General features: G+C 52.3%; 18 protein-coding genes. 9 read left to right on the top strand and 9 right to left on the bottom strand.

Going from position 1 to position 22,440, the window contains the following annotated elements:
- Window positions 1–29 precede the first annotated feature (29 nt).
- The 3 genes from TW80_RS16545 to TW80_RS16535 are packed head-to-tail and all read right to left on the bottom strand — an operon-like array spanning window position 30 to window position 3,141.
- The gene (locus tag TW80_RS16545; RefSeq protein ID WP_045998570.1) at window positions 30–1,085 is read right to left on the bottom strand and encodes a Gfo/Idh/MocA family protein; all 1,056 of its coding nucleotides are present in this window, start codon (window positions 1,083–1,085) and stop codon (window positions 30–32) included.
- Window positions 1,082–2,095, bottom strand: a complete 1,014-nt coding sequence (locus TW80_RS16540) for a Gfo/Idh/MocA family protein (RefSeq protein WP_045998569.1) — start codon at window positions 2,093–2,095, stop codon at window positions 1,082–1,084. Before TW80_RS16540 ends, TW80_RS16545 begins: the two co-directional genes overlap by 4 nt.
- Window positions 2,092–3,141 (bottom strand): Gfo/Idh/MocA family protein, encoded by a 1,050-nt coding sequence (locus tag TW80_RS16535; RefSeq protein WP_239450577.1) that lies wholly within the window; start codon window positions 3,139–3,141, stop codon window positions 2,092–2,094. Before TW80_RS16535 ends, TW80_RS16540 begins: the two co-directional genes overlap by 4 nt.
- Window positions 3,142–3,271: 130 nt before the next feature.
- On the opposite strand from TW80_RS16535, the gene TW80_RS16530 reads away from it, so the two are divergent.
- Window positions 3,272–3,994 (top strand): GntR family transcriptional regulator, encoded by a 723-nt coding sequence (locus TW80_RS16530; protein WP_045998568.1) that lies wholly within the window; start codon window positions 3,272–3,274, stop codon window positions 3,992–3,994.
- A 99-nt stretch (window positions 3,995–4,093) separates the two neighbouring features.
- Here the strand turns inward: TW80_RS16530 and TW80_RS16525 are convergent, their stop codons facing one another.
- Both TW80_RS16525 and TW80_RS16520 read right to left on the bottom strand, forming a co-directional pair.
- Complete coding sequence (locus TW80_RS16525; protein WP_045998567.1) at window positions 4,094–5,179, bottom strand: ParB/RepB/Spo0J family partition protein; 1,086 nt, start codon at window positions 5,177–5,179, stop codon at window positions 4,094–4,096.
- Window positions 5,180–5,189: 10 nt separating this feature from the next.
- Window positions 5,190–6,521, bottom strand: coding sequence for an AAA family ATPase (locus TW80_RS16520; protein ID WP_045998566.1), 1,332 nt, complete (start codon window positions 6,519–6,521; stop codon window positions 5,190–5,192).
- Window positions 6,522–6,997: 476 nt separating this feature from the next.
- Here TW80_RS16520 and TW80_RS16515 point away from each other — a divergent pair, with 476 nt between their 5' ends.
- The 5 genes from TW80_RS16515 to TW80_RS16485 all read left to right on the top strand — a co-directional run bounded on the left by TW80_RS16515 (window position 6,998) and on the right by TW80_RS16485 (window position 11,853).
- Window positions 6,998–7,681, top strand: coding sequence for a hypothetical protein (locus TW80_RS16515; protein WP_045998565.1), 684 nt, complete (start codon window positions 6,998–7,000; stop codon window positions 7,679–7,681).
- A gap of 77 nt (window positions 7,682–7,758) precedes the next feature.
- The gene (locus TW80_RS16510; RefSeq protein WP_045998564.1) at window positions 7,759–8,841 is read left to right on the top strand and encodes a Fic family protein; all 1,083 of its coding nucleotides are present in this window, start codon (window positions 7,759–7,761) and stop codon (window positions 8,839–8,841) included.
- Between the two features lie 809 nt (window positions 8,842–9,650).
- The gene (locus TW80_RS16500; protein WP_162197195.1) at window positions 9,651–10,166 is read left to right on the top strand and encodes a hypothetical protein; all 516 of its coding nucleotides are present in this window, start codon (window positions 9,651–9,653) and stop codon (window positions 10,164–10,166) included.
- Between the two features lie 24 nt (window positions 10,167–10,190).
- Window positions 10,191–10,646, top strand: a complete 456-nt coding sequence (locus TW80_RS16495) for a DUF3617 domain-containing protein (protein WP_045998561.1) — start codon at window positions 10,191–10,193, stop codon at window positions 10,644–10,646.
- Window positions 10,647–11,121: 475 nt separating this feature from the next.
- Window positions 11,122–11,853, top strand: a complete 732-nt coding sequence (locus tag TW80_RS16485; RefSeq protein ID WP_045998559.1) for a response regulator transcription factor — start codon at window positions 11,122–11,124, stop codon at window positions 11,851–11,853.
- Window positions 11,854–12,010: 157 nt separating this feature from the next.
- Here the strand turns inward: TW80_RS16485 and TW80_RS16480 are convergent, their stop codons facing one another.
- A complete protein-coding gene (locus TW80_RS16480) occupies window positions 12,011–14,389 on the bottom strand; it encodes a hybrid sensor histidine kinase/response regulator (RefSeq protein WP_084625837.1) in 2,379 nt (792 codons plus the stop codon).
- 158 nt (window positions 14,390–14,547) lie between these two features.
- Between TW80_RS16480 and TW80_RS17915 the strand changes: the two genes are divergently transcribed.
- Window positions 14,548–15,174, top strand: a complete 627-nt coding sequence (locus tag TW80_RS17915; protein WP_162197194.1) for a redoxin domain-containing protein — start codon at window positions 14,548–14,550, stop codon at window positions 15,172–15,174.
- 30 nt (window positions 15,175–15,204) lie between these two features.
- Complete coding sequence (locus TW80_RS16470) at window positions 15,205–17,394, top strand: calcium-binding protein (protein ID WP_045998557.1); 2,190 nt, start codon at window positions 15,205–15,207, stop codon at window positions 17,392–17,394.
- Window positions 17,395–17,454: 60 nt separating this feature from the next.
- Here TW80_RS16470 and TW80_RS16465 read toward each other — a convergent pair whose 3' ends face one another.
- Window positions 17,455–18,039, bottom strand: a complete 585-nt coding sequence (locus TW80_RS16465) for a hypothetical protein (RefSeq protein ID WP_045998556.1) — start codon at window positions 18,037–18,039, stop codon at window positions 17,455–17,457.
- 823 nt (window positions 18,040–18,862) lie between these two features.
- On the opposite strand from TW80_RS16465, the gene TW80_RS16460 reads away from it, so the two are divergent.
- Window positions 18,863–19,099 carry a hypothetical protein gene (locus tag TW80_RS16460; RefSeq protein WP_045998555.1) on the top strand — a complete coding sequence of 79 codons (237 nt, stop codon included), beginning with the start codon at window positions 18,863–18,865 and terminating at the stop codon, window positions 19,097–19,099.
- A 940-nt stretch (window positions 19,100–20,039) separates the two neighbouring features.
- On the opposite strand, the gene TW80_RS16450 is transcribed toward TW80_RS16460, so the two are convergent.
- Together TW80_RS16450 and TW80_RS16445 are read right to left on the bottom strand one after the other, a co-directional pair.
- Window positions 20,040–20,972, bottom strand: a complete 933-nt coding sequence (locus TW80_RS16450; RefSeq protein WP_162197192.1) for a lipid A-modifier LpxR family protein — start codon at window positions 20,970–20,972, stop codon at window positions 20,040–20,042.
- Between the two features lie 625 nt (window positions 20,973–21,597).
- Window positions 21,598–22,347 (bottom strand): helix-turn-helix domain-containing protein, encoded by a 750-nt coding sequence (locus TW80_RS16445; protein WP_045998552.1) that lies wholly within the window; start codon window positions 22,345–22,347, stop codon window positions 21,598–21,600.
- Window positions 22,348–22,440: the final 93 nt, after the last annotated feature.

Below are 22,440 nucleotides of genomic sequence, written 5' to 3'. Positions count from 1 at the left end.
GACCCTCCCTACATTCGTCAACGAAACAACTAAGGCAGCCATCCCGCGTAATGCTCTGCATCCGGACGAAGCGGCAAAGAAACGCTCTGCCCGCTGCGCACCGAAGAATATATCGCTGTGACAAGTTCGATCGACCGGCGACCGTCCGACAATGTAACCTCGCGACCGCCATTCCCAGCAAGCGCATCTGCAACCGCCTCAAGAAATCCGGCGAAACCGGCATGGCCGTCCGGCACCCCTTGCACGATCGCATCAATCTGCGGCTGCTTCTCTGGTACCCGCGCAATAAATGTCCAGGTGCCCTGCGCCGGCGCATATGGGTTTGACGCACTTTCGGCTGTGAAGCCTTCGAAACAGAACCGCAGTCGCGTCGTGTCGTTCCCCGCACCCAGCGTCACCGAAGACGCGGCCAAAGCCCCCGACGCCATCCGAAACGAAAGCGCGGCGCTGTCTTCGGTCTCGATGTCGTTCACCCGCGTGTCATCAAAGGCAAAGACCTGTGCAACCGGCCCCAAGACATGACACAGCAGATCATGCGCGTGAATGGCGTGCCCCAGCAGCGCACCGCCCGATTCACCTGCCCAAGTCCCACGCCAAGGCACAGCATAGTAGTCCGCGTCGCGGTTCCAGTGGGTTTCGATACTGGCAACATACGCCTTTCCGGCCAGCCCCGCCTGTTGCAGCGCGGCAAGCTGCGCGGTGGCCTTGCCATAGCGGTACTGAAAGACAGGAAAGACCTGTTTGCCCGTCGCAGCAGCCACCCGTTCGAGCTGATCAGCCTCGGCCAGTGATCTGACGATGGGTTTTTCACAGATCACGTGCTTACCCGCTTCCAGCGCCTTTACGGTCACAGGAAAATGCAGATGCGGGGGCAGACAGACGTCGATCAGATCAATCGCATCATCTGCCAGCACAGCATCTAGGTCAGTCGAAACACTGATCGACGGATCATCGCCAATCGCCAGTTTGGCCCGGTCAGGGTTCAAATCACATAGGGTGACCACACGAAACCGCTCTGGCAAGGCGCGGTATCCCTCAAGATGCTCTGCCCCGATCCCGGCGCCGATAATGGCGACACCAATCATTGCGCGCCCTTTTCAGCCATGGCCTGCGCCTGAAGCGCGAGCTCGCAAACCTTGAACACGTGATCTTGCGACATGGCGCTTTCGCCTCTGGTGCGGAAATCATCCAGCAGACGCCCAAAATACGGCAGCCCAGCATCCGACGCATCAATCCGTTCACAACGGGTGCCATTCACTAGGATCACATGATCTGTGCCCTCATGTCCGACATCCACATATTTTCTCAGCTCAATATACCCTTCGGTGCCAAGAATAGTGAGCCGCCCGTCACCCCACGTCGGCAACGCATCCGGTGTGTACCAATCAACGCGAATATACCCATGGGCATTGTCGCTTTTTAGCGCGACCTCGCCAAAATCCTGCAAGCCCGGATCGTCGGGATTTGCGTAATTGGCCACATTCGCCATCGTGATTTCAGCGTCTTTCGCCCCGGTAAAGAACAGGAACTGATCAATCTGATGGCTCGCGATGTCAGTCAAAATGCCGCCATATGCCGCGCGGTCAAAGAACCAATCAGGCCGTGTCGGACGGTTCAGGCGGTGCGGCCCTACCCCAATCGTCTGGATAACACGCCCAATCGCCCCTTCGGCGACCAGTTCTGCCGCACGTGTGGCTGCGGGCACTTCGAACCGCTCGGAAAAGCTGACCGACCAGATGCGACCCGTTTTTGCGACTGTTTCACGCAGCGCACCCAACTGTTCCGTGGTTGTGCAGCCGGGCTTGTCGCTCACCACATCTTTGCCGGCTTCCATGGCTTTGATCGCCCAGCCTGCACGGTCTTTGGGGACGCCGGATAGCACGATGAAATCAATATCAGGGTCGTTCAATAGAACATCTGCAGAGGCCACACGCGGCACATCAGGGAACCGCTTGATGAAACCCGCCTCTGGCTCTGGGTGGCCCTCGGTCCACCAACCAACAAATTCAGCGCCCGCAGCGATCATGTTTGCGGCCATGCCATAGATGTGCCGATGGTCAATGCCAATGGCAGCAAAACGCAGGGGTGTCGTCATCCCTGAACCTCCTCGATGCGGCCGCTCTTTGCAGACCGCAGTGTTGCGTCAATTAGATCATGTGCTGGCAGCGCTTGTTCACCGCTGACAACGGGCGCCCGCCCCTCGCAGAGCGCAGCGGCAAAATCTTCGATGATGCCTTGGTGCCATTCGTGGGTGAATGCCATCGGATCGGCCCCGCCACCGGTGCCGCCAGCCGCGCCCATCATTTCTTCGCGTCCATCTCGCCAGCGGACAGCCAGTTGACCAGATGCGAGATGCAAAGACGCCTGTTCAAAATGCAGCGTGATCGATTCCGCGCCCCCCGGAAAACTGGCCGTGCTTGCGACCATCGAACCTGCCGCACCATTAGCGAATTTAAGACCCGCAGCGACGAAATCTTCGGCCTCCATTTGATGGAAACTTGTCGTGGCGGCCATCGCCTGCACCGAAGTAACCGGGCCAGTCAAAGAAAGGGCCAGATCGATCGTGTGAATGGCCTGCGAAACCAAAACGCCCCCACCGTCACGGGCATAGGTGCCCCGCCCCGGCTCATCGTAATAGCTTTGGTCGCGCCACCAAGGCACGTTGATCTCGGCCAGACCAAGCGCCCCCAGTTTTCCCGACGCGATCAGCTCTGCCGCGGCGATAGATGCCGCCCGCATCCGGTGCTGGAAAACCACGCCAAGCGTGACACCCGCAGTGCGGCAAATTTCGACCACTTCTCGGGCCTCTGCGGCGGTACGGCCAACAGGTTTCTCAAGCAGGATATGCTTGCCCGCCTCTGCCAGCGGACGGATCACAGACGCGCGCGCATTTGGCGGCGTCAGGATGATCACCGCATCAATTGCTTCATCGCTGATAATATCATCGAGGTTCGTCGTTGCCGCGACCGTTGTGCCTGTCAGACGCCCAGCTTCTTCAGCCAAACCCTGCGCACGCCCCTCGGTCCGCGAGCAAACCGTCCTGAGCTGCACAGCGTCACCAGCCGCAATTGCCGCCACATGGGTGCGGGCAACCATCCCTGCCCCGACGATTGCGACCGTCATCGTTTGACCGTCGTTCAATGGAAATTCCCCCAAAACACGCCCCCCACGCGCACCGCTAACTCGGTTGAAAAATGTGTGACATACCAGTATACCGGCTGTCAACATCTGCATAGCCCCGCTTTGGGACGCCAAGCAAGACGAGGACCGCATGAGCCGAACGCCCGCAACTCTGGACATCGAAAAGGCCCGGCTAAACCCCATCGACACCACCCGCCCGGCCACCGATCAGATCGCCGCAGAATTGAGAGCCGCGATCTTGTCGATGCGTTTGGCGCCCGGACAGATGCTTTCTGAAAACGAGGTCGGTCAGGTCTTTGCGTCGAGTAGAACACCCGTTCGTGAAGCTTTTGCGAAGCTGCGCGAAGATGGGCTCATCGAAACCCGCCCGAGCCGTGGGACCTTTGTTTCGATGCTGTCAGAGTCACAAGCCAAAGGCGCGCAGTTCCTGCGTGAGTCGCTGGAAACAGGTATCGCGATGCGGCTCTGCCAAGATGGCCTGCCCGATGCCTCACGCGCCGCGCTCGCGGAAAATCTATCGCTGCAACGCGCGGCAAATGACGCGGATGATAAGGTGGCATTCCAGCATCTGGATGATCAGTTCCATATGCTCTTGGCGGATGCGACCGGGTACGATCGCCTGTCGGCTGTTCTGACCCGCGAAAAGATATCGCTTGATCGGCTGCGGGTGCTGTCGCTGGATTACACAAGCCGGATGTCGCAGCTATTGGCCGAGCACGAAGGCATCTTTGCCGCGATCCAAGCCCAAGATGCCGCCCAAGCCGTCGCCCTGACCCAGCACCATGTGCGCAGCGTTCTAGACGTGCTGTCCAGATTGGTTGCCGACCATCAGGAATACTTTAAACCACAGTAGCGCCAAGCGGGCGACAGCGCCCACGCTGCGAATATTCACATAGATTCAATGAATTATGCCGCAGCATACAGGGTAAAATGGCCCACGTGGGGCCATTTTCTATTCGAGGGCGGCCAATAGTTTCGCGATGCCCTGCTCTAGCTTTTGCCGGTCAACGGCCGTCAGGTCGCGGTCCATTTTCAAGGTGAGCTGACCGACCCCAGCGACACATTTGACGCGGTCGCTGCCTGTGCCGACCTCGAATGTGGTGCGGGGGCGACGGCTCGCGCCCTGCCCTGCCCCATCCGCAACCTTGCTGGCTGGGCGTGGTGCGCCTGCGGTGGTCATTTCGCGCAGCACGCCGAGTTCGTCAGCGACGGAGCGGTTTTCCCAGCCGTCCAATTTGGCACGTAAGGCGCGCAATGCTTTGGGGTCGCTTTCGATCAGCTTTAGAACTGCGAGCCCAAGGTTCCGCGACATTTCCTCGGGGTATTTGAGCACGCCACCGACCAGATCCATCAGCCGTGCGAATGATCTGATGTAGCTGCGGCGCTGATAGTTTGCGGATTGGAACAGCTCGGCCACCGCGTCATCGACGTTCATCGGCGTGGTGTCAGGATCGGCAGCATAGGCCTGCGCGGTCAGCGCCATTTCAGCAAATGACAGATCTTTGCGGATCAGGTTTTCGTCCACCATGCGGCGGTACAATCCGGCGACACCTTCCCCGCGGGGAAGAATACCGGCGGGGATTTCAGCCCAGGCTTCGCCCTCTTCCTTGTTCAGCGCGCGATAGGCTGACAGGCGGCGGAAGCCTTGGACCAGTTCGTATTTGCCGTCGTCGCGTTCTTCGACGCGGATCGGGTTCGACAGGCCCACGTCGCGGATCGACGTGACAAGTTCGGACAGGTCCGGGTCTGGCCCCGGCTTGCGGTCGCGCACCAGCGCCTGTGTGACAATGGCATCTAGCGGGATCATCGCAGTGACCAGCCCTGCCCGTTTGAGCGCCACGAATTCATGCGCCAGCGCGTCGTTTTCTGCCCTGATCTTGGCCTCTGCTGCCGCGCGTTCGTTGAGCGCGCCTGCATTTTCCGAGATGGCGCTGGCCATAGGGCCACGGCGACGTTGCGGCGTTTCAGTCGCCTGCGGCTTGGCGGGCTCTGCCATGTCGGGCATCGCGATGTCAAAAATGCGTTTCTTCTTGCTCATCTTCTGCTCCTTATCCTGTCACACCTTCCCCACGGGGAAGATCCTCGGCGGCCATTTGTTCCCACGCGGGCAGCATTGCACCGTGAAATTCCTGCCACGCCTGATCAAACGATCCACGGGCCCGGCGCCATGTTTCGCGCGTCATCTCGCGGTAGTCGATTTCATAAACCGAGCTGAGGAAACGGTTGGATTGTTCGACCGCGCGTGTGGTTTCAATCGGGTGTTTCGCGAGCCTATCGCCAAAGACCTGTTCAAATGCCTGATACATCGCGCGATGCAAATCGTTGCCTTGTTCATAGCGCGTCAGCAGGAAACGAATTTCGCGGAAGACCTTGGGCAGGTCGATCTTCCCCGCGGGGAAGGATCCGGTGAAACCCTCTGACAAATCCTCGAGCGCCTCGGCCAGTTGCCCGATAAAGGATGTGGTGCTGTCGTATTCCCAGTAACCCGGCCCCGATGGGATGCAGAGCATGTCGGCCGCGAACACAGCGTTCATCGACTGGTATCCGATCGCTGGCGGGCAATCGAAAAAGATCAGGTCCCATGTGTCGTCAGGCAGCTGATCGAGGTATCGCGACACGGCGGCAAAGAACGACCATTCGGGGTTCACATGCCGGTACTGGGCGCTGGCAAATTCGACAAAGGCGGCGTTGGCACAGGACGGGATGATGTCGATGGTCGGCCAGTTGGTGGGCCGGATAAAGTCGCCGATGCGCAGGTCCTGAAGCCCGAGGCCACGGATGGATTCTGGGATGGCGCGCTGGGGCAGGGCGGTGCCGCTTTCGGCGGCGACGGGGGCGGCGTTCATCCGGTCGGTTTCGCGCACCAGATCGCGGGCCATGATACCCCAGACGGTTTGTTCTTCGCTAACGTCGGTCAGCCCCATGGAGTGGGACAGGGTCGCCTGCGGGTCAAAGTCAACGACCAGCACGCGGTAGCCATCCAGCGCGGCGGCGTGCGCAAAGTGAAGGGCAACAGTAGATTTACCAGCGCCGCCCTTAAAGTTGGCGATGGCGGTCCGAAAGGCGCGACCATTGGGGCGCGGCGGCATCAAGGATTTCCCCTTTACCTTTAGCTTGCGGCGCAGCGTGTTGACCTCTTCGAGCGAGAACCAGCGCTGCCGCCCATCCGGTTCGACCTTCCCCGCGGGGAAGGTGGGGTCAGCGGCAAGGCGCCCCCGAAAGGTCGACTGGTTCATGCCAAGGATCAGCTCTGACACCTCCCACGAGGAGAAGCGGCGCAGCACCTTTTGATCCTCGGGCGAGAAGGTCTGCTGGCGAATCCAGCTCTGCATTTTCAGTGAACGCGTTTGCATGTCGCGCAGGTCTTCGTGTGTATACATCAGTTCCTCGGACGCTAATTCTAGTTTATTCGGTAAATACGCCTAATTTGCATGTTCTGTCTACAACCGATATCGTTTTTCTAAATCTTCCCCGCGGGGAAGGTCCCCAAGGAAATCAAGCCCACAGGCAAGGGTGAAGCGATTCGGGGCGACCACGGCTTATCCTTTGGTTTTGGGGCCATATATTGGGGGACAGGTGATCCGGCATTCTAGGGAATGAGGGGACATCTAGAGCCAATGGGGTGACACCATGCATGTCCCCCAATACCAATATATATACCCATTTCTTTTTTCTTTGATTGGGAATGGGGGATGGTCAGATACGAATCCTTGACAATGCGGGGCAACTCAACGCTAATCACGGCGAGGTTGGGAAAAGCGTTGTGAATTCGTGAATCGACCGTACGGTGGGTGCATAACAAATATACGAAGCAGCGTTCAAACTATCCGTGGCAATGCCGCACGGGAGAGCAGTGATGCAGGTGAAAGCAACGGGGCCAAAGGCCTCGGTCGTTAAATATGATATCCTGACAGCCCTGATGACGCTGGGGCTGCATGATAAAGGAATCGACGGCCGGCTTGCGCAACGTTTGGCTTTGTTGATTACGGCGCGGTTTAACTGGCAATCCGAGACATTCAGCGTGGGCTTGCGCGAAATCGCACGGATGTGGTCGGTGACTGAGCGCACGACAAAACGCGAGCTGGCACTTATGCGGGCGCGTGGGTGGATATCTGTGCATCGCAACGCGGCGCGGGGCAGGGTGGCTGAACACCGTGTCCACCTGAATATCGTGCTTGAGGCAACGCGTTTATGCTGGCCACTCGTCGGGCCGGATTTTGTTGCGCGCATGGGGCAGGGACCCCAAGAGCAACCCGCCAGCGACAACGTCGTGCCCTTTGCCAAGGGCGCAACAAAGGCACCGCAAAATGACGGGACACTTTGGGCCGCAGCATCGCGCGTGATTTATGAGAGCGACCCAGCCATTCACACCGCGTGGTTCGCCAAAGTGACAGAGCACAACCGCGATGGTGCACTGCTGGAACTGGCCGCGCCAAGCGCCTTTGCCGCGCGCTATATCGAGACCCATTTTGCAGGTCGGATTTTGGCGGCGGTCACCGCCTGTGATCCCAGTGTGACCAAGATACGGATCACGGGATAAGGCTATGAAGTGATTGGCTGGCTTTTTCACATCAAGTTTCGTCTTTATTTGATTTGAATAACTGCTACAATCACCTCATGGAACAGATATGGCAATCGCGGCTATGGCCGAAATTCACTTATGATCATGGCGCTGTTGAGCCGCATTTAGCGCGAGCGATGCAGGTTCTTGGCGAGGTGCAGGGCGTGCACGCCGGGATGGGGCCCGATGATCTGGCCGAGCTACGCCGCACGCAGATCGTGCAAGAGGCGCTTGCTTCGTTCGAAATCGAAGGTGTGACTCTCAACCATGATGAGATCGAAGCATCGGTTATTGCCTCGATTAAGCATCGTGAAGGTGCCGCCATCGCACGCCGCTCTGATGCGATTGCCGCGTTGATGATGGCCGCGCGGGAAATGCAGGGGCCGGTCACGGGGAATGACCTGTGCGACTGGCATCGCCTGCTGTTTTACGGGATTGAGGTCGAAAACCTTGGTGCTTGGCGCGGGTTTGATATCGAAATCGTACGCTCAGCGACCGCAGGATCCCATGACGTGTTGTATAAGGCGCCGCCGCCTGATTTGGTGCCCGGGCACATGCAGGATTTCATTGCATGGTTGGCTGAAGAGGTCGCGTTGCCTGTGCCGATCCGTGCGGCGATTGCCCATTTGTGGTTTGAATCCATTCACCCGTTTTCGGATGGAAACGGCCGGATTGGTCGCGCACTGATCGAGGCGGTCTTTGCCGCGTCCCATCCGCTGCCGTTTTCCCTGTCGCGTCAGATCGAGAAAGAAAAGCTGGATTACTACGCGGCCCTGCAGGCCGGTCGCGAAGAGGGCAGGGGGGGCGTTGATGCGACCCCCTTTGTGGTGTGGTTTTTGCAGATGCTTGCCCGTGCGGCGGCAGCAGGCCGGGCCGAAGCCATGTTCCTCGTGCGGCGCAATCATTTCTTTACGCGTTATGCGAATGATTTAAATGCGCGTCAGCACAAAGCCCTGACCGCCGTCTTTGCCTTGGGGGCCGCACGGGTCGCTCTTGGGCTCAGCGCCAAGACCTATCGCAAAATCGCCAAAACCACCGCCCCCACCGCCACCCGCGACCTCGCCGCGCTGGAAAAAGCAGGGGTGCTCAAACGATCAGAAGCAGGCGGCCGTTCGACAAGCTACGAGATCCTGTATTGAGGTGAAGGAGTAGGCGTCGAGATGGCATGAACCATGAATGAACCTGTCGCAGCGTTTCGTCGTCTCAGAAGACGCTGAGCTCTTCTTGGCGATGCTTTTGGGGCGGGTTTTCAAGTGTTTTGCTCGTGAGGTCCGGCCTAAATCAAATGCGTCCGATAATGCAAACTTATTGGACGTAACGGTGAATGGTAAGTGGCGGCGGTTTGTGTGTGTTTTTGCCATGCAAAGCGCCGTACTTAGGCAGTGGCAGGACGGTGAGTTAATTGACTGTCGTTAGATTGGGTGCCGCACCGCTGTAAGGCTGCTTTGGAACCATTTTCCCTGTTGCTGCAGTTTGCATGAAAGTCTGGAAATCAATGTTTTTCGTTGAACGAACGGAACTTGCGCAACCTCCAGAAAGCATGGATACTCATTTTGCGACAGAAGATGGGATTCCGGCCTTGCGAGAGAGATTGAGCTATCGAAACTTAATAGCGGGGTTGACTAGATTTCACGTCTTGCTTTTCGGGTTCATTGCGGTTGGCACACCGTCAAAAAGTTATTGACAGGCGGTTGAGGAGCTTTCGCTTGAAAATATTCAGACAAGGGTATCAGAAACGGCGGATACGCTCCCAATTGCCATCCTTTACACCTCTGACGATGGCTCTTGTTCTTTCTGCAAAGAAACTAACGCGCGCTTTACCCAAACCGCTATGGAGTTAGAGGAAACCTATCAGTTTTACACTGTAACCTTTAACCCTTGGAGGCGTCTTTTTGATACTACTGAGGGACAGGCGCTAATCGCGTTTCATGAGGAAATCAATTTACCTTTGACCGCTGTACCGATGATAGCATTGTTTGCTGACGAACAGCCCATTCGGATGGTTTCCGCAAACGCACCCGGTCAGGTAAACACACTCAGACGCGCAATCGACATTTGGACAGAGCAATGGGCGTCGCCGCGTGGCGACATAGTTGTCGCAGAAGTTGCCGCCCAAGATGTGCCGGCATCGCTTCGAAGACCGGACGATGATCGCCCCATCGTACTGACCTTGACCTCAACAGACACCTCATGCCGCCACTGTCTGACCGGCAACGCATTTATTGAGGAAGCGTCGCGATATTTGTCATCGGATTTTATCTTTCTCAACGTGTATTTTGATCCATCGCAAACGGTTCACACCGACAACGATCTGCGGTTATTTCTTAGCAGGATCGGTGTCAGTTTTTCGGAGCTGCCAATATCCCTTGTTTTCTACAATGGTGAGTACAAAGGGAAGGTGCCCACCCTGGGTCAGAACTTACGCGTTTCGCTGTCGCAGGCCCTGCCTTTAATCAAAAACTAACTCAAAAAATTGGAAAGCTGACACATGATACGACTTCTATGCCTTCTTGCCAGCAGCGCGCTTGGTGCGACACATTTGTACGCGCAAGAGCACAATTTTGAAGTGGAGCCGGGTCAATGGCGTTTCGAGGACAGCTTTAATGTGCCCGGGCTGCGGATTGCGGATTCTCGTACGACAACCAAATGCCTTGCAGAAGATGATGACGTCCAGAAAAGCCTATCGGAGATAATTCGTGACATGACTGGTGGTCGCGACAATGATTGCAATGTTTCGAACATGTCGCAACTTCCCGGTAGTATCTCTTTGGATATTGCCTGCCAGACAAGCGAAGCAGGTTTTCAGCTCCAATCAAGTGGACGAATGCGCTACGAATACGGCCGTACATCATATTCAGGTGCCATGTCCGGCAGCTTGGTTCTGCAAGGTCAAGAGTTCCCATACGAGGGGCAAGCATTTGCCGAACGGATCGGAGACTGCTGAGAGTTCAGCCAGCGTGGTGTTCGGTGTAGAAGTATCAACTTCGATATACCGTAGGCTATTTGCGCTGGCAGCGGAGGGCGCAAAGCGGGTGAAGATGAATGCGAGTTGATCGACACGTGGGGCGTGGCCTTGTTGGAGTTACGCAGAAGCCGTGCGTCTAAATAGCGGCAAGGTAGCGTTTGAAATTTCCAGATGGAGAAATCGTGAGAGCGCCTGGATAACCGAAACAAGATTCGATACCGGATAAAAAACTGGCAACGAAACTTCGATTTGGTCACTGCGCAGAACGATCTCGGAGGAAACCTCTGGTTCGATCGCATCCTCTTGAATGACGACTTCCAAAAACAGCCTTAGAGAGTGTAAATCCGTATAAAGAAGCGGTCTCAACAAATTTTCTGCAAATGGTTTCCATACTTGCGACCAATTGGTGAGTTTTCTATGATTCACCGCTGTTGAAAGTCCAAAAGGATTCCCTGTGTTTGGTGCCGTAGAAAAGTTGGAAGCACGTGTTCTAATTGTTGAGGATGATCGAGAGCTGAATAGGCTTATCGAGGATTATCTAGTTGACGCGGGGTTTCAAGTGGAAACGGCGAGTACCGTGCGAGATGCGAGGACTGTGCTGAGCAAGCGAGACATAGATTTACTTATTACTGATATGCGACTGCCGGATGGTAACGGGCTCGCGCTTGTTCAGGAGTGCTTCGCGTCCTCCCAAATGGGTATCATCGTCATCACAGGTGCAGGAGATGATGTTGATCGCATTTTGGGACTGGAAATAGGTGCTGATGATTTTGTTCAAAAACCCTTCATGCAAAGAGAGTTGCTCGCGCGCGTGAATGCTGTTCTACGGCGCTACAATCTAGACCGGGTCACAATTTCAGAAAACGAAAGAGAGCAAGCGTCGCTACCGACGACATTCCACGGTTATGCGCTGCATACTCAGACACGAACACTCTATGATCGACACGGCAATAACGTTTCGCTAACGACGCTAGAGTTTGATGTATTGGCGGTGCTCGTTGCACGAAAGAACAAGGTTTTGACGCGCGATCAAATACATCAGGAGGTACAACTTCAAGCGGGTGACTCTGGGCGCCCTATTGATGGCCTTATCAGCCGCCTGCGCAAAAAACTATATGAAACCGATGTAGCTAAAGAGCGGATCAAGACCGTGCATGGACGTGGATATTCTCTCATCTCGGATTGAACGTCTCTGCAGGTGGATCAAGTTGACGAATTTGTTTGATCGGCGGTGCCAGTTTCAAGGTAGCGATAATATATGACAAGAGCGTTGAGAGACTGCGGATACAATTCGGTTCATTTCATTTATATTTTTCGTTAAGCTGCAAAATTGGTCTGGTTTTTCAGCATGTCGAAAGCGCCTCGAGAATTGCCTGAGCCAGCGCTTTTTTTGTAACAGGCTTGGTTAATTTAATGTCAAATTCGCCCATTTCATCATTCGAGACCGACGAGTCTCCCATGTATCCAGAGATATAAATTGCCGAGAAACTCGCCCCGTCGGAGCGTAGCTTCTGAACGAGGTCTGGCCCTTGGAGTTCGCCTGGCATGACAACATCGGTGACAACCAGTGAGAACGAAAAATCGTGCCCAAACCGGTTGTAAGCGTCGTCGCCCGAAATCGCGATTTCAACATCTAAGCCGATGCTGGTAATGACGTCTTCCAGAATTTCGAGTACAGCCTGTTGATCCTCGACCAGCAAGACCCTTTTCCCGCGTATACTGTCATAATTGGTGCCGTTGCTCACTAGGGGCTTCACCGGTGCCCCGCGGTTTTTGCTCAGGGGGAGAATAATTTTTGCAGAGGTGCCTTTTCCTGGTTCGCTGTACAGGCGGAAGATACCGTTGCTCTGTTCAGCGAAGCCCAGAACGCGCGGCAGGCCCAATCCAGTTCCTTTATTTACCCCACCAGCCTTTGTTGTGAAAAACGGTTCTTGAGCTTGGTGGAGCTGTTGCGATGACATTCCAGTTCCGTTGTCGTTAACTGAAATTGCGGCAAAGTGCCCCGGGGCAACCGAAGCACCAAGCTGTGCGTTCGCATGCTCATCAATCTCTACCTTTTCGACGTTGATCACGACCTTGCCGCCATCAGGCAGTGCGTCGCGTGCGTTCACGACGAGGTTCAGGATACAGGCTTCGAGTATCGTGGCGTCACAAAGGACCCAAACGTCTGTGTTTAGGCGCGTTAGGCTAATTGTAATGTTGCTCGGCAGCACCCTGCGCATGAGCGGCATCATACCTTCGATTTGCTCGACGATGTTTACATTTGAGATGCGCATAGGCGATTTTTTCACAAATGCCAGTAGACTATGGGTTAGTTCCGCCCCATGTTCCGTGGCCTTGAGCGCTGCCTTTACGCGTCGCTTTTCATTGTCCGTTTGGGTGGTTTCTTCCAGCGCTTCCAGATTGCCCATAATGACAGCAAGTAAGTTATTGAAGTCATGCGCAACGCCGCCCACGAATTTGCCCAATGCGTCCATTCGTTGTGTTTTCGTGATGACATCTTCTTTGGCTTTAATATCTGTGCGATCAATAAATACCCCGAAAAGGCCACGAGGTTTGCCTTCGTTTGTGAAATCGACAAATCCCTCGCTAAGTACATTACGCTCGGTGCCATCGGGCCGAACAATAACCGCCTCGAACTGAAAAGGTACTCCATGTTCTATCGCGTCATTCACTGCAGTTTGAACCATGTTGCGATGGTCCGGATGATAGGATTCGATTGCCCATTCAACGGTGGGCTGGAATGAATTTGGCTCAAAACCGTGAATGCGGAAAACCTGTGGTGACCAATAAAGGGTGTTTTGAATAAGGTCGATTTCCCAAGACCCGATATTCGCGATCTCTTCGGCCTGCAGAAGCCGCCGTTCCGCTTTCATTTGGTCGGTGATATCGCGTACTACAACGACATAGCGCTCGGATCGTGTGCCACTTGTGTCAGTTGGCTGTCCCCGTAGCCAAAGTGTTTTTTGTTCACCGGATGCGACTTCAATCCGGTGTTGGACGTCGAAGGGTTTGCCGGTAGATGCACTGCGCCGAATGGTGGAGTTCACGCGATTTCGGTCTTCTGGAATGACGCAATTGATGTAGGATGTGAATGTAGGCGGTATTTGTTGCCCGTGTAACCCGAGCAGTGACTTCAGGTGATCCGACCAAACGACTGAACCCGAAGCAGTATCCCAGAAGAGGACGCCGTCGCCCATCGTCTCAATCAATCGCCCAAGCCGATTGTTGACATCAACGGCCTTCACCTCGAGGTCAAGCTTGGTCGAGAGGTCCTCCTTGAGAGAAAGCCAAGCGATCACTTCGCCCTCCGCGGAAAACACAGGATTGAGTTTCCACAGGACGTGGATTGGCTCGCCGCGCTTATTATAATTTACGATCTTGCCTACGAAAGGAATTCCCTCGCGCTTCGCAGCGGCGACGAGTTCCATCGTTGCTTTGTCAGATTGTTCCCCTTGAAAGATGAGAGGTGAAGCCCCGATCAATTCGTCAGGAGTGTATCCCATCATTTTCGCTAGGGCATCATTCACGAAGAAGATTCGATGGCCTTCGTGGCCTGAAGGAGCGTCTGTAATTAGCAGCCCTTCAGATATCTGATTGAGAAGTTCAAAAAAGATAGTGCTGAGGTCTGTGCCAAAAGCGGATTGTAGGCTTGCTTCGCGGCTGGTCATATAACGTCCCGTTGTGGTCAATTCGTCAGAGAGACCTAAATCTAAGCACATTTTGTCACGCCGAAAACGAAAAACTTTTTGCGGGGCGAATCAAGAAATTTCGCACTTTTGCAGTCAAGTTACACTTTTAGACATATTTATAATTCTGGGCCGTAATTACGAGGTATTTCGCCTTTATCCTGATCGTGAAGAGCGAGAAGGAACGCCCATTGACTAAGCACTTTAGACGAACCTGGAATGGTTCCCGCAGGAATATAAAAATACCTGCATTTCGGCGGAAAACTGTAACTTGGTTGCCTCAGTTAGGTGATATTTTTCCAAATTTTACAGCGACTTCTACCCTAGGTGAACTGTCATTCTGGGATTGGGCTGAAGGGAGCTGGGTCTATTTATTCAGTCATCCAGAAGCTTTCGCAAGCGACTGTAGTTTGGAGCTCACCGAGTTTGAAGAGCGTAGCGCGCTCTTTGCTGAAAGTAATGTCAGGATGTTGGCGATTAGTGGCTCAAATATGGCAAAACAGACAGCCTGGCACGAGTATCTTGCACAATTTGGATGTGAACTCAGCTTTCCAGTTATTCCAGATGAGACGCTGTCTTTGGCGAGATCCTTTGGGATGCATCACAAAAATGAAGCATCGGAACTACCAATACGGCGCAGCTTCATCATCGGGCCGAATCTCAAGATTCGTGTGATCACCGACCGTCCCTCAGTGATCCGGCGGAATCCAGATGACGTTCTGCAGACGATTGAGATCCTGCAGCAGCACGAACAATCCATTGATGGCGATAGTCTCGGCTGTTTGTACGACCGCAAACATGAACATGAGTATGCCTAGAAGGGGCGATGAATAGTTGGATATAATGATATGAGTGAGTCTTCAATTAGCCCTGTAATTGCAGCAGAAAACGGTGATCCAGTCGGATATATGTCTGCGGACATGTTTGGTGCGATTGGTATCAATATATTTGGATTCGACTACTTTACGGAGCACACGGAAGCGCTCGGACTGACCAACATCAGATTCCCGGGAGGCACTGTGTCAGAGTATGGATTTATTGTTGATGGTCGAATTAGACTTAACGCGGGCGACATTTCCTTAGAGGCTTTGCAGGGTGACAGATCGCTATTTGCATTTGATCTTACCCATCCTGAACTCATTAGCCCGCTTGCGTTAGACTACGATGATCTAAACTTTCTAGAGCGAGACGATGTTGCAACGTTTAGTCAGGTGCTTGCGCTCGCAGTCGAACGCGATACTGATGTAAGTCTGATTATTCCTGTGGAGCGATATTTCATCGGTGCGGACTTTAGCGATGAGGAGGACCGGAAGCTTGCGGTTGAAACTGCCAAATCAGATGTGCGCATATTTCTAGAGCGGCTGAGGTCTGGTGAATTTAACGACGGAGTGATGCCGAGCTCAATAACTTTTGATATCGGCAACGAAGTTTACGGCAACCCGATCGAATACGCAGTGATCGCGGAAGCAATGATTTCAGAAATCGCGATTCAATTGGAGGGTAGTGACATCAATTACGAAGTCGCGTTTCAAATGGGTCGAGGAACTCCTGATTTTGATAAACTTCTCGAAGATGGCTATTTTACGAAGTTCTTTGACGGCTCCGGCGATGCGATAGCGGGACTAGGCGGTCTCGATCCTGATGGCGCCTTGTCGCCAGAACAAAAACAAATCGCGATTGATGAAATGATGATCAGCATATTGGGAGACACCATTCAGCACATCGACGCTGTTCGTCATCACACCCTAAGTTTTAATTCCAATAGGCTGGACGGAACCAACGAGACTTTGCAGGAAAGAGGCAAAATCTTGGATTATTGGGCGGCAGCGTTTGCGGAGTATGGAATATCAAGGGATGATTTCGCATACTACATCTCGGCGTGGTCGACCAGCAGCGCAGACGGACTAGGGAAGCCATACGAATTGTCAGCTGCTGCAAACACGCTTGAGCTTTTCGACCATTTTATGGACTTGGGGGTAGATCAAGCAGCAGTTTGGGGGGTGGTTGGCGCGTTTCGATACAAGGACGACATGTCGTCAACGATTATTACTGACCGCCTGTCTGATTTTGTTTCGCCACAGGCCGCCGTCTTGCAGTTGATGACCGAGCACATTGCGGACAGTAACTATTTGGGGGCGTCATATTCGATTGATCAACAAGTTGTAAGTTATAGCTATGAAACAGATACGGCATTGACGATCTTCTTCGTTGCTGAGGAAATGTCTGACGAGCAAATTTCGCTACACGTCGATCTGGGAATTTACGGTGATATCCAATCTGTAACGACGGTGAATCTGGATGTAGAACCGGGTAGCAGCAATGGTGCCTCTCGTTTGTTGACTACTGATCAGCTTGTGGCGAATGGTCTCGTTACGATTAGTTTTGATCAGCACGACGAAATAGTAATGGTCAATTTTGGAAAGTCCGAAAGCCAAGACTATTTGCTCTTTCAGACAATATCAGAAATCTCAAATGGCGACTTCGCTCATTCCCCGGATACACAAGTCATGCGCGGTACCGATGCATCAGAGGAACTCATTGGTTTGGCCGAAACAGATATCATTCTTGGCGGTGGTGGCGATGATATGCTCGAAGGCGGAGGAGAACGCACGAGCGTGTTCTTGGGCGATGTGGGTGAGACAGACTTCGTTCGAACAGGAGCTAATAATGGCGATTTTATTTTTGGCGGTGCGGGCGACGACAGGATCTATGGTCACGCAGGGAATGATTTGATTTCTGGCGATGCTGGCGACGATCATCTTTGGGGCGGAAGTGGATTTGATACATTTGTATTTACAGCAGGACATGACATTGTCCACGATTTCGCTTCTGGCGTCGACAGATTGGCTGTGGACGCAGATATGTTGGGCGGGGTCTCGATTGAGCAGTGGTTAGCCGCCAATTCTTCACAACACGATGAAGGACTATTGATCGAGAATTCTCAAGGCGACACGATGTTTTTGCTTGGAATAGAAGACGCACACGATATTCTGCCAGATATTGAACTCTTTGCAACAGATGACCACTTCGTCTTTTAAGTTTCTATTCTTAGAAGAGGTTCGTAGGCGTGTGTTCACGATTTTTCGGCGTTGTAGTGCCTAGGGCGAAGAGCCCTCAAGGATGAATATTCCGAGCAGGTTTTGTCCGTTACCATCTGCCGTCACGCTGCCGGTGACGTCCCCGCCTATGGCCTCATGGTTTGACCCAAGGAAATCCCCGTCAAAGGAAATCTCGAGAGTCAGTTCTCGTCCATCTTGATCAGTCAGTACACCGTCCCCAGAGAACTGGAACGTTGCATCGTCTCCAAACGGATCACCAGCACGGTCAAGTACCCCACCTGCGATGTCCAAAGCACCTAGGATAGGGTTGCCATCTTGGTCCAAAAAGTCTTGGGCGCTTCCCGAAACCATATCAGATGCACCAAAATCAACACTTATCAATACTTCTCCGGCTAGTACATTCGTGACGTCATCTGTTCGGTTTGAGAGTTCAGTGCTCATATACCCTGCATAGGCTGCAGATCCACTGTCCGGCAAATCAGAAAGTGCAGTATAGTCATCAGCAGGGTGGGCCGACTGCAAAGCCCCAATCGCCACATACATTTCGTCAAGATCAGTTGTGACTTCGGGGACGTCACCGCCCCCACCACATGCCGACAGCAAAGCCAAAGTCGCAAAGTACAATTTTTTGGGAATTTTTTTTTCCTCTTGAGTATATCTTTGAATTTGACACTTTTCGAAATTAAGTCAAAATGCGGTTCAGGTCCAGTGCCTCAGTTGCCAGCGGTTCTATCGTATGAAACGAAGAGATATGCGCTGTGGCGTTACTTATTTTACCAACAAATTCAACCCGCCTTTCAGCACCATTCAAGTAGTGGCAGGCTAGTATGAATCGCAGTATCTCAGAAGATGCCACCGGAATTGAGTGCAGCTATCTAAGCAGTTCTGTGTATCATCAACTTGATCTTGTTGGCCTGATCAATCGGTTTCCTTGAGGGGATCTTAAGAGTCTTCTGGGAGTTTCGTTATAGACTTTAAATACGCTAGCGCTGCTGCTGATATCGGTTCCTTATGTCGATTAGCCATCTCAGCTTAGAGACCTTGCGGGTATCAGTGTGAACATGTCGCGGTTTTCTGAAAACAAGAAACGCGTAGAAACTGAACAAGCTGCAATTTTTTCCATCACAAGAAACAGATCAACAGGCGGTTGATGAAATACTTCAACTACATACTTTTCCGATATTTATTAGGTAAAACTTAACTTATCGAGGTACACTATTAAGTTGGCAAGACTATTGCCCACTAAACATATCAACTAAAAAAAACTGAAAAATGAGAACCCGGAGCTTCGATTTCGGGTTCAACCATTTATTTCGCGATCGTGCTCGTTTCATTTGATGGCTGTCTCTAAAAGGCCGACTTTATAAGATAAAAATCTGGTAATTAGTGATTGATTAATTATGCCGAAGCAAACTGATTTGAGAAGAGTGGTCCTTACACAGAGGTAATGATGTTGAAAGTTGGAACAGGATATATGGTAGATGATTTGGATGGTCATGATGAGCTTACATTGCTAGGTATTGAAGCATTGATTGAACATATGGAGCGCATCGCATTCTCGCTTGTCAGACAGGGAAAAAGCGGCGCAGCACTAGACCTGTTTTCTAGCGTGGCAGCACTACATAAGTTAGATTCTGAGAGGTATGACACCAAGGAATCCCAATTATTGGAACTGGCTACTTAAGTCCTATCCAGCACTCACACAGCGTTTGCTTTACTCCAGCATGTATGCAGACAAAATTGGGCTCAAATAGTAGGTGGTGATTATCGGGAACCCCAAAAACTGGTCATTTCAACTCAGCTTAATGATACGAATGTAAATTGATGCCAGTTAAATCGCAGTTTTCTAGTGCAAGTATCGGTTCCAAAGGGTCGATCTGGGATTTTTCTAATAGCTTTTGGTGCGCCCGTGGGTCCCTTGCCCACAGCACCCTACCAGAATTGACATTATCGCTGTTGAATGACGTTACATTAACATCGACTAAGTCGTAACACTCTATCATGCTCGATATCGAATCTTTATTGGAGAAGATTAGCCCCGATAGATGTAAGGCGCTAACCAAGCCACCTAAGGCCGCGAATAGATCAACTGCAGCTTTATATGGAGTAGAACTATTAATGAAAATGTCCGTGCACTCCCACAACTGCAACGAGCCTGAACTGTTAGAGTTTGTATTTTTTCGTAAACTTTGAATTTGCACGTGGGGTGAAAGCCTGGCGGAGCTTACATTCTTACAGTCATCGGCAAGGATAACGTGCAGTGGATTGTAGAATGCAAGTTTAGTGCTAGCAGAGCCAATATCGTACTTACATGATACGGAGCACTGACCTGATAATCGGTTTCTCAATTTATTACCATAGTACGATGCTGCGATCTGAGGGAAGTTTTGGAGTTCAGATTCTCTTATAAATTTGATCATTACGCTCTCCTTTGGCTGACTTGAACGTAATCTCAAGTAAATTGATTAAAGGGCTACTGCTAATGCGGCCTTCGAGAACACACTTTCTTAACCAATTGTAGCTAACGGGGCCTATGCCGTTGCTTTATTAGTATTTCATCAGAAGCCCGCATGTAGAATTGATCGTAAATTTCTGTGAAATATGACCCGAGCTCTGGCCGAGCGTTAGAAGCTAAATGATACCGATAACAAACCAACTCTTTGAGATTCTTTTTGGCCGACAAATCCTTCGGATAAACGTGCTTGGCCAATAAAAATATTGGCAAAGGGCGAACTGCTCTGAATACCAAAACGCGACCTAAATTGTTTGGGTTCTATATTTACAAGACCGTTATCTGGCAAATGAATTGATGAAATAGCTGAACGCACATCGATTCCAGCTACGATACTCAATCCCCGGATATCATTCGCTTGAGGGGTTAATAAGCGCCCTGTGACGACGTCTCTGGTCCAAATACTCGCAGACGCGTGTGGTCCCAAGATCACATCCGTCCCGAAGGTATTATATCGATCGCCGCCAAAAGTGATTTCTGCGTACGGCCTGACCAACGCGAATTCATTGGTGCGCAGTGAGCGAGCAATCTCTAAGTCGAAACGGCTAGTAACTGTAGTTTCGACTCTGTCGATATCGTCGCGAGACGGATCGAAACTATCCTCCATGCCCAATCCATCATGGATTGAACGTTGTAGAGCCTCCAAGCCGGTACCATCCCCAAGTAATAGTATTTCTCCCCCCAAGCGAGTTTCGAAACCTGAAATGCGCCCATGGGCAAAGCCACCTACTCCAATCGCTGTCGAATATGGGCGATCCCCACCCCTTTGCTTTGACGACACCCAGGGTGAGACAATCTGTGACCTGCTTCTAAGCTCGAGTCCCTGCAGCCATCTCAGTTGGTAACCCTGTGAGTAATAAGACTTTTGATACGATCCCGTATGCCATCTGTCGTGCCCATCGCCAACAAAATCGTTGACAAAGCTACCCACCTCGCCTCGATACGCGATATGTTCTTCTGCGAAAGCAGAAGTGCTCAATATTGAAATTGCAACCATAAGGCTCTTGCTTGCAGCTTTACAGAGAGCAATCGTACGGTCCAACATATGCATACCTCTTGACTTTTGAGCAGTTGTCGGCCTGAAGTGTGGCCGTGCCGTCATTCAAGAGTGTTCGGCGTTGAGAAATAGTTACCTTCGAAACAAGTGTATCAATATCAATTGAGTAAAATTTCATAGGTATCGGTCTTGTCAGTTAGATCTGCGAGTGATGCTACTCTAGGTGCTGAAGCAGAGCCGACATTGCCGTATGATGCAGCGAACGGCATTTGCAAGCTCGCTTACCGAATTTCTGTGCCGCAGCTAAAGGCCGCTTTTGGAAATCCTGTGTAAAAACTGACGTTTGCGGCCCCAGAAATAGCTACTCTGACTTCAGCGCAAGTGCCTTGCCGATATCAATGCCGAAGGCACGTGCATCAATGGTGTTCAGAGATGTCATATCGGACAATGAGATGGCCTCGTGTATTTGGCGGGGTGCAGACGCCCGCGACCCATTGTGGGGTAACGCGGGCGAATGGAGAATCGTCGGTCTGGTTTACGTCTTCACAGGCTTTCTGTGTTACCCCAAAGGCGGATCAAAGAGGCATAAGCGCTTCACCTCGGCCCGAGTACCCCTCAGAGGTAAAGTTGGCGATCATACAACTCGGCGCAAATACGGACCGCGGTGAATTGCTCACTCGCGAACGTTAGCATCATCAAGTTCCAAAAGCTGCGAGAAATCTACGGGTGCCCAGGCTGTCGCCAGTTTGAAGCTCTGCAACGCCTCATCCGGTAGGGTCAGTTGATCCTTGCGGGCGAGGTCTGTTAGCTCTCTCGAAAGGTCCCTAAGTTCGCCCATAATGTGTCGCGCCGTGGTTTCTGATACCCGCCGAGACAGCGTAAGAAACCCTGCATCTTCGCGATCAGTGGTTTGAAACACCTGCTCAACGAATTCCATATTCAGCTTTCGCAGCGTCTGGTGCAATGGCCCGCCGCGCCGAAAGCGGATAGGCCGCTCATCCAGCAGCCGCACCCGTCCGTAGGGCATCAGCTCTACCAGTCCAATCACCTCCAGCAGCCGTGCCCATTTGAAAAACGTGCTATCGTCAAGTTGATAGTGCGCCTTGATCGTCTCTCCGGTCATGCCATCCCGAAGTAAGAGGAAGAGGTGGAAGGCTGGGCGGTTGTCGGCAAGTAGAGCCTCTATCCGGTCCCCTAAATCCACAGGAACAACTTCAATTCTGCTAGATTGGGCTACAACATCGTCTAGAGATAAGTCTAAGGCGGCGCAAATCTCGGTTATTCTACTAAGCTTGCAATCGCGCTCAGAAAAAATGCGTTTTATCGTCGGCTCTGAAAGGCCCAAGCGTTCGGCCAGATCTGCATATGTTAGTTTCCGCGCCCGCAGGACGGTCTTGAGAGTTTCAAAAATATCTGCATGCATTCTCAGGCTCCGTGATACAATGTAGTGCTATGTGGTATCTATATACGATACCAGAGCATAATATATTCACATATGGTATCAACCTATTCAGAT

The sequence above is a fragment of the Loktanella sp. S4079 genome, assembly GCF_000967725.1.
GTDB lineage: Bacteria > Pseudomonadota > Alphaproteobacteria > Rhodobacterales > Rhodobacteraceae > Yoonia.
Note: the sequence above shows the minus strand (reverse complement) of the source record. Positions and strands in the feature narration are given on the sequence as shown.

Excerpts from the sequence above, each read along its gene's own strand:
- TW80_RS16460 (WP_045998555.1), top strand. The coding sequence starts at position 18,863 with ATGATGTTGAAAGTTGGAACAGGATATATGGTAGATGATTTGGATGGT.
- TW80_RS16530 (WP_045998568.1), top strand. The coding sequence starts at position 3,272 with ATGAGCCGAACGCCCGCAACTCTGGACATCGAAAAGGCCCGGCTAAAC.
- TW80_RS16450 (WP_162197192.1), bottom strand. The coding sequence starts at position 20,972 with ATGTTGGACCGTACGATTGCTCTCTGTAAAGCTGCAAGCAAGAGCCTT.
- TW80_RS16515 (WP_045998565.1), top strand. The coding sequence starts at position 6,998 with ATGCAGGTGAAAGCAACGGGGCCAAAGGCCTCGGTCGTTAAATATGAT.
- TW80_RS16540 (WP_045998569.1), bottom strand. The coding sequence starts at position 2,095 with ATGACGACACCCCTGCGTTTTGCTGCCATTGGCATTGACCATCGGCAC.
- TW80_RS16445 (WP_045998552.1), bottom strand. The coding sequence starts at position 22,347 with ATGCATGCAGATATTTTTGAAACTCTCAAGACCGTCCTGCGGGCGCGG.
- TW80_RS16525 (WP_045998567.1), bottom strand. The coding sequence starts at position 5,179 with ATGAGCAAGAAGAAACGCATTTTTGACATCGCGATGCCCGACATGGCA.
- TW80_RS16495 (WP_045998561.1), top strand. The coding sequence starts at position 10,191 with ATGATACGACTTCTATGCCTTCTTGCCAGCAGCGCGCTTGGTGCGACA.
- TW80_RS16545 (WP_045998570.1), bottom strand. The coding sequence starts at position 1,085 with ATGATTGGTGTCGCCATTATCGGCGCCGGGATCGGGGCAGAGCATCTT.
- TW80_RS16470 (WP_045998557.1), top strand. The coding sequence starts at position 15,205 with ATGAGTGAGTCTTCAATTAGCCCTGTAATTGCAGCAGAAAACGGTGAT.
- TW80_RS16520 (WP_045998566.1), bottom strand. The coding sequence starts at position 6,521 with ATGTATACACACGAAGACCTGCGCGACATGCAAACGCGTTCACTGAAA.
- TW80_RS16480 (WP_084625837.1), bottom strand. The coding sequence starts at position 14,389 with ATGTGCTTAGATTTAGGTCTCTCTGACGAATTGACCACAACGGGACGT.
- TW80_RS16510 (WP_045998564.1), top strand. The coding sequence starts at position 7,759 with ATGGAACAGATATGGCAATCGCGGCTATGGCCGAAATTCACTTATGAT.